Consider the following 6,252-nt stretch of genomic DNA (forward strand, 5'->3'; position numbering starts at 1 on the left):
TCCGCCGCGATCGCGATCTTCCTGATCCTGTTGTTCCTGATCCTGCCGATCGTCTTCGCGGTGATCTACATGTCGCGCGAACTGGAGGCCTGGATCTCTTGGGCCGCCGCGGCCAACCGTATCGGCGCGCCGGTTCCCGACTGGATCCACAACCTGCCGGTCATCGGCGAATGGGTTTCGGCGAAATGGCGGGAATATCTCGGCCAGCCCGGCGATATCGGGCAACTGATCCAGGCCGTCAGCGGCGAGAATATCGGCAGCATCTATCGCACCGCCCTGTTCGTCAGCGGCCGGGTGTTCGGGCTGGTGCTTGCGGCGCTGTTCATGCTGATCGCGCTGTTCTTCCTCTACAAGGACGGCGACAAGTTCGCCGCCCAGCTCGACATGATCGGCGAGCGGCTGTTTCCCGACCGCTGGTACCGGATCTCGCGCGTCGTGCCGGCGACGATCTCCTCGACCGTGACCGGCATGACGCTGATCGCCATGGGCGAGGGCGTCGTGCTCGGCACAGCCTATTATCTGGCCGGGGTGCCCAATTTCGTTTCCTTTGGTCTGCTGACGGCGGTGATGGCGATGGTGCCGGGCGGCGCGCCGCTGACCTTCACGCTGATCTCGGCCTATCTGGTGGCGCGCGGCACGCCGATCCACGGCATCGCGCTGTTTGCCTGGGGCACGATCGAGCTTTTCATCGTCGACAAGACGCTGCGCCCGCGCCTCGTCGGCGGGCCGATCAAGCTGCCCTTCCTGCCGACCTTTTTCGGCCTTGTCGGCGGGGTCAAGACCATGGGGCTGATCGGGCTGTTCGTCGGCCCGGTGCTGATGGCGCTGATCGTCGCGATCTGGCGCGAATGGGTGCTGGAGGCAAATCTCGCCGCCGCCGAGAAACCGGCCGAGGCCGAGCCCCCGCCTGCGCAAAGCCCGACCGCAGTCAGCCAGGACTGAACCGACATCGCCTGACCCCGCCTCCCGGATAAGGTTGGGACGGCGAAACATGCTTTACGTACATCATTTTTCCCGCTAGGCTCATCGGGGAAAGGGCAGCCGTCGCCGCAAGGGCGAAGCCGCGCCCGTTTTGCGCCGCTCGGGAAGGCGGCGCGGAGGAACATCTTCCGGCGCGGCGCGCCGGAGAGAAATGAGCGCTTCGGTAACAGCGCCTGGGGAGGATCATGATTGAGAAAGCGGGCGGAAACGCCGCTATTCTGCAGACCGAGGGGCTCAGGAAGTCCTTTGGCCCGATCGAGGTGCTGCACGGCATCGACCTGTCCGTTCGCGCTGGCGAAATTCATGCCGTCATCGGCGAAAACGGGGCCGGCAAATCCACGCTGATGCGGCTTCTGGCCGGCAATCTGAAACCGTCCGCCGGTGCCGTGAAAGTCGACGGCGCGCCCGTAAGCTTCGAAAACCCTGTCGAAGCGGAGGCCGCCGGCATCGTGCTGGTGCATCAGGAAATCCTGCTCGCGCCCGATCTCACCGTGGCGCAGAATATTTTCCTCGGCCGGGAAGTCCGCCGCGGCCTTGCGGTCAACGACCGGGTGATGAACGCCGAAGCCCACAAGGCGCTCCTCGAACTCGGCACCGATATCGCGCCCGATACCCTCGTTTCCAGGCTGTCGATCGCCAAGCGCCAGCTCGTGCAGATCGCCCGCGTATTGTTGACCCCGCACCGGGTGGTGATCTTCGACGAGCCGACCGCCTCGTTGACCCCCTTCGAGACCGAGGCGCTCTTGAAGGTGATCCGCGCGATCCGCGACCGCGGCGTTGCCGTGCTGTTCATTTCCCACCGTCTCAACGAGGTGAAGGCGATCGCCGACACCGTGACCGTGCTGCGCGATGGCCAGCTGATCGCCAGCCGAGACGCCGATACGCTCGAGCCCGCCGACATGGCCCGGCTGATGGTCGGCCGCGACGTCTCCAAGCTTTATCCTGACCGCGCCCATGACGGCGCGGGCCTGCCGGTGCTGGAGGTCGAGGATTTTACCGTGCCGGGCTATACCGAACGCTGTTCGTTCACGCTCAGGAAGGGCGAGATCCTCGGCTTTGCCGGTCTGATCGGCGCCGGACGCACGGAGCTGATGGAAGGCCTGCTGGGCCTCAGGCCCGGCAAGGGCGCGGTGCGGCTCAATGGCAGGACGGTCAATTTCAATGCGCCGATCGCGGCCCTTCGCTCCGGCATCGTCTATCTTTCTGAGGACCGAAAGGGCAAGGGCCTGCTCTTGACCAAGGACCTCAGAACCAACCTGACGCTTTCCGCCCTCGACCGGTTCACCAAGAACCTGCAGGTCGACCGCAAGGCCGAGGACAAGGCGCTTGACGACGCGATCCGCGACTTCGACATCCGCACCGGCTCGAAGGAACTTGCCGCCGGCGAGCTGTCGGGCGGCAACCAGCAGAAACTGTTGCTCGCCAAGATGATGCTGCTCGAACCCGAGATCGTGATCATCGACGAGCCGACGCGCGGCATCGACATCGGCAACAAGGAACAGATCTACAAATTCATCGCCGACCTGGCCCAAAACGGGCACTCGATCATCGTGGTTTCCTCGGAAATGCCGGAATTGATCGGCCTTTGCGACCGGATCGTGGTGATGCGTTCGGGCGAAATCGCCGGCGAGGTGACGGGAGAGGACATGAACGAAAACGAGATCGTGGTGCTGGCGACCGGCGTTTCCGGCAAGCGGGAGATGGCGTCGTGAGCGGACAGGCTGAAAACACATCCGGCTTCATGAGCCGGATCGACCTTCGGGTGCTGGCCCCCTTCCTGGCGCTGGCCCTGCTTCTGGTGCTTGGCGCGTTTTCCAACCCGAACTTCCTGACCGTCACCAATCTGATGAACGTGGCGACGCGCTCGGCCTTCATCGCGATCATCGCGGTCGGTGCGACCTTCGTGATTTCGGCGGGCGGGCTCGATCTTTCGGTCGGCGCGATGGTGGCCTTCGTCGCCAGCCTGATGATCATGTTCATCAACACAGCGGTGATTGCCAACCCCTACCTGCTGATTGCCGCCGCCATGGTGCTCGCGATCCTGATCGGCATGGCCTGCGGGCTTCTGAACGGGGTGATCACCACGGTCGGGCGAATAGAACCGTTCATCGTCACGCTCGGCACGATGGGGATATTCCGCGGGCTGACGACATGGCTGTCGCAGGGCGGCGCGATCACGCTGAAGGATTTCGACGTCCAGTCCGCCTATCGCCCCGCCTATTTCGGCACGGTGCTCGGCATTCCGGTCCCCGTGATCGCGATCGTTGTGACGGCGCTGATCGGGGCCTTCGTGCTCTACCGCACCCGCTTCGGCCGCCACGTCATCGCCGTCGGCTCCAATGAGGAAGTGGCGCGCTATTCCGGCATCTCGGTGCGCAATGTCCGGATCATCACCTATCTGATCCAGGGGCTCTGTGTCGCTGTCGCCGTGCTGTTCTACGTGCCGCGCCTCGGCTCGACGTCGGCGACCACCGGCATATTGTGGGAACTGCAGGCGATCACCGCGGTCGTCGTCGGCGGCACGGCGCTGCGCGGCGGCGTCGGCCGCATCTGGGGCACGATCTGCGGCGCCTTCATTCTGGAGATCGTCGGCAACATCATGCTGCTGTCGAACTTCATTTCCGAATATCTGATCGCCGCCATCCAGGGCACGATCATCATCATCGCCATGCTGGTGCAGCGCTCGCTGTTCAACAGGCAAAAAGGCTAACGCACTTGCGGGTTTTACGGACCGCCCGCAGCCCGGACATTCCGGACTGAACCGGTCCGCCACTTGGGAGGAGTAAACATGAAACATATGGTATTGGGCGCAAGCCTTATGGCGGCGACATCGCTTGTCGGCATCACCGAAGCCCAGGCGCTGACGGTCGGCGTATCCATCCCGGCCGCCGACCATGGCTGGACCGCCGGCATCGTCTATCACGCCGAGCGCGTGGCCGAGGAGCTGATGGGCGAGTATGAAGATCTCGAGATCATCGTCAAAACCTCGCCCGATCCGGCTAGCCAGGCCAACGCCGTGCAGGATCTGGCCGTGCAGGGCATCGATGCGCTGGTGATCCTGCCGACCGACCCGGACCCGCTGGTCAACGCCATCATGCAGGTCAAGAGCCAGGGCGCCTTCGTGACGCTGGTGGACCGCGCGCCGTCGAACAACGACAGCAATGTCCGCGACCTCTATGTCGCCGGTAACAATCCGGCACTCGGCGCCGTCGCCGGCGAATACATCGTCGAGACCACGCCGGATGCCGAAGTCGTCGTCATCCGCGGCCTGCCGATCCCGATCGACCAGCAGCGCCAGGACGGTTTCGACGCGTCGCTCGAAGGCTCCAACGTCAAGGTTCTCGAAAAGCAGTTCGGCAACTGGAACCGCGACGACGCCTTCCGCGTGATGCAGGACTACCTGACCAAATATCCGAAGATCGACGTGGTCTGGGCGCAGGATGACGACATGGTCGTCGGCGTGCTGCAGGCGATCGAGCAGTCCGGCCGCGACGACATCCAGTATGTCATCGGCGGCGCGGGCTCCAAGGACATGATCAAGAAGGTCATGGACGGCGACAGCATGATCCCGGTTGACGTGCTCTATCCGCCGGCGATGATCGGCACGGCGATGGAACTGACGGTCGCGGGCCTGATGGATCAGGTTCCGGTAGCCGGCAGCTACATCCTCGACGCCACGCTGGTGACGCCGGATAATGCCGAGGATTACTACTTCCCGGATTCGCCTTACTGATCCGGCAGGCCGGCCATGTCGGCCTGACATCACAATGCTCCGGCGGAGCCTCCGGCCCTGCACAAGCAGGGCCGCTTCGCCGGAACCCGAGGTGGATGCCACCGACACGACGCGACCGCATAGAACGGAGGAAATATCATGAAGACGATCAAGGGACCGGCCATCTTTCTCGGTCAGTTCGCGGGCGACGAGGCCCCGTTCAACAGCTGGGACGCGATCACGAAATGGGCGGCCGATTGCGGCTATGAGGGCGTTCAGGTGCCGACCTGGGCCGGCCAGCTCATCGACCTGAAGAAGGCCGCCGAATCCAGGGATTACTGCGACGACTTCAAGGGCCAGGCCCGCGAGAACGGCGTCGAGGTAACCGAGCTTTCGACTCATCTCCAGGGCCAGCTCGTCGCCGTGCATCCGGCCTATGACGAGGCCTTTGACGGCTTTGCAGCGCCGGAAGTGCGCGGCAACCCCAAGGCACGACAGGAATGGGCCGTCAACCAGGTGAAGATGGCGATCTCAGCCTCGAAGAATATGGGCATCAACGCCCACGCGACCTTCTCCGGCGCGCTCGCCTGGCCGTTCCTCTATCCCTGGCCGCAGCGCCCGGCGGGCCTGGTGGAAACCGCCTTTGCCGAACTCGCCAAACGCTGGACGCCGATCCTGAACCATGCCGACGAGAACGGCGTCGACATCTGCTATGAGATCCATCCGGGCGAGGACCTGCATGACGGCGTGACCTTCGAGACGTTCCTCGACCACGTCAACAACCACCCGCGCGCCAACATGCTCTACGACCCGTCGCATTACGTGCTGCAGTGCCTCGACTATCTCGACAACATCGATATCTACAAGGACCGGATCAAGATGTTCCACGTCAAGGACGCGGAATTCAATCCGACCGGCCGGCAGGGCGTCTATGGCGGTTATCAGGGCTGGGTCGACCGTGCCGGACGGTTCCGCTCGCTCGGCGACGGCCAGGTCGATTTCGGCGCGGTGTTCTCGAAGATGGCCGCCAATGATTTCGACGGCTGGGCCGTGGTCGAGTGGGAATGCTGCCTGAAACACCCGGAAGACGGCGCCCGCGAAGGCTCCGAATTCGTGCGGCACCACATCATCCGCGTGACCGAAAAGGCCTTCGACGACTTCGCCGGCGGCGGCACCGACGAGGCCGCCAACAAGCGGCTGCTGGGGCTGTAGTTTCGCTGACGCAGGCGGCGGCTGTTGGTCTTCCCCCCTCTCCCCTGAGGGGCGAGGGGGCTCGCTGATCGAGGTGATGGGCAGAGAGCCAACCACACGGTTCCTTCTCCCCGCCGGGGAGAAGGTGGCGGCAGCCGGATGAGGGGCGCGGGCGCAACGAGGAAGCGGAAAATGGCGGCTGCCGGAGGGCCGCAGATAAACATAACGGCTGGCGTGGGCTGACAAACTTCCCCCTCACCCCAACCCTCTCCCCAGAGGGGCGAGGAGGTTCGCTGATCGAGATGATGGGCGGAGAACCAGCCCCACGGTCCCTTCTCCCCTCAGGGGAGAAGGTGGCGGCAGCCGGA

Annotated in this window: 5 protein-coding genes; all 5 read left to right on the forward strand. The window is 64.1% G+C overall.

What is annotated here, in order from left to right; translation table 11 throughout:
- Positions 1 to 942, forward strand: a 942-nt coding sequence (locus B4E36_RS07900) for an AI-2E family transporter (protein WP_345900207.1), incomplete at its 5' end; no start/stop codon positions are given.
- Between the two features lie 224 nt (positions 943 to 1,166).
- The gene (locus tag B4E36_RS07905; RefSeq protein WP_292053802.1) at positions 1,167 to 2,693 is read left to right on the forward strand and encodes a sugar ABC transporter ATP-binding protein; all 1,527 of its coding nucleotides are present in this window, start codon (positions 1,167 to 1,169) and stop codon (positions 2,691 to 2,693) included.
- Between the two features lie 29 nt (positions 2,694 to 2,722).
- On the forward strand, positions 2,723 to 3,691 hold the full coding sequence (locus B4E36_RS07910; protein WP_292053905.1) for an ABC transporter permease: 969 nt from the start codon (positions 2,723 to 2,725) through the stop codon (positions 3,689 to 3,691).
- A gap of 108 nt (positions 3,692 to 3,799) precedes the next feature.
- Positions 3,800 to 4,714 carry a substrate-binding domain-containing protein gene (locus tag B4E36_RS07915; protein ID WP_292053903.1) on the forward strand — a complete coding sequence of 305 codons (915 nt, stop codon included), beginning with the start codon at positions 3,800 to 3,802 and terminating at the stop codon, positions 4,712 to 4,714.
- Between the two features lie 138 nt (positions 4,715 to 4,852).
- Positions 4,853 to 5,905: a sugar phosphate isomerase/epimerase gene (locus B4E36_RS07920; protein WP_345900208.1), complete on the forward strand. Its 1,053-nt coding sequence runs from the start codon at positions 4,853 to 4,855 to the stop codon at positions 5,903 to 5,905.
- Positions 5,906 to 6,252: the final 347 nt, after the last annotated feature.

This window comes from Martelella sp. UBA3392, from assembly GCF_002358775.1.
Classification (GTDB): Bacteria; Pseudomonadota; Alphaproteobacteria; order Rhizobiales; family Rhizobiaceae; genus Martelella; species Martelella mediterranea.

Coding starts and splice junctions, on each gene's coding strand:
- B4E36_RS07905 (WP_292053802.1), top strand. CDS start 1,167: ATGATTGAGAAAGCGGGCGGAAACGCCGCTATTCTGCAGACCGAGGGG.
- B4E36_RS07910 (WP_292053905.1), top strand. CDS start 2,723: ATGAGCCGGATCGACCTTCGGGTGCTGGCCCCCTTCCTGGCGCTGGCC.
- B4E36_RS07915 (WP_292053903.1), top strand. CDS start 3,800: ATGGCGGCGACATCGCTTGTCGGCATCACCGAAGCCCAGGCGCTGACG.
- B4E36_RS07920 (WP_345900208.1), top strand. CDS start 4,853: ATGAAGACGATCAAGGGACCGGCCATCTTTCTCGGTCAGTTCGCGGGC.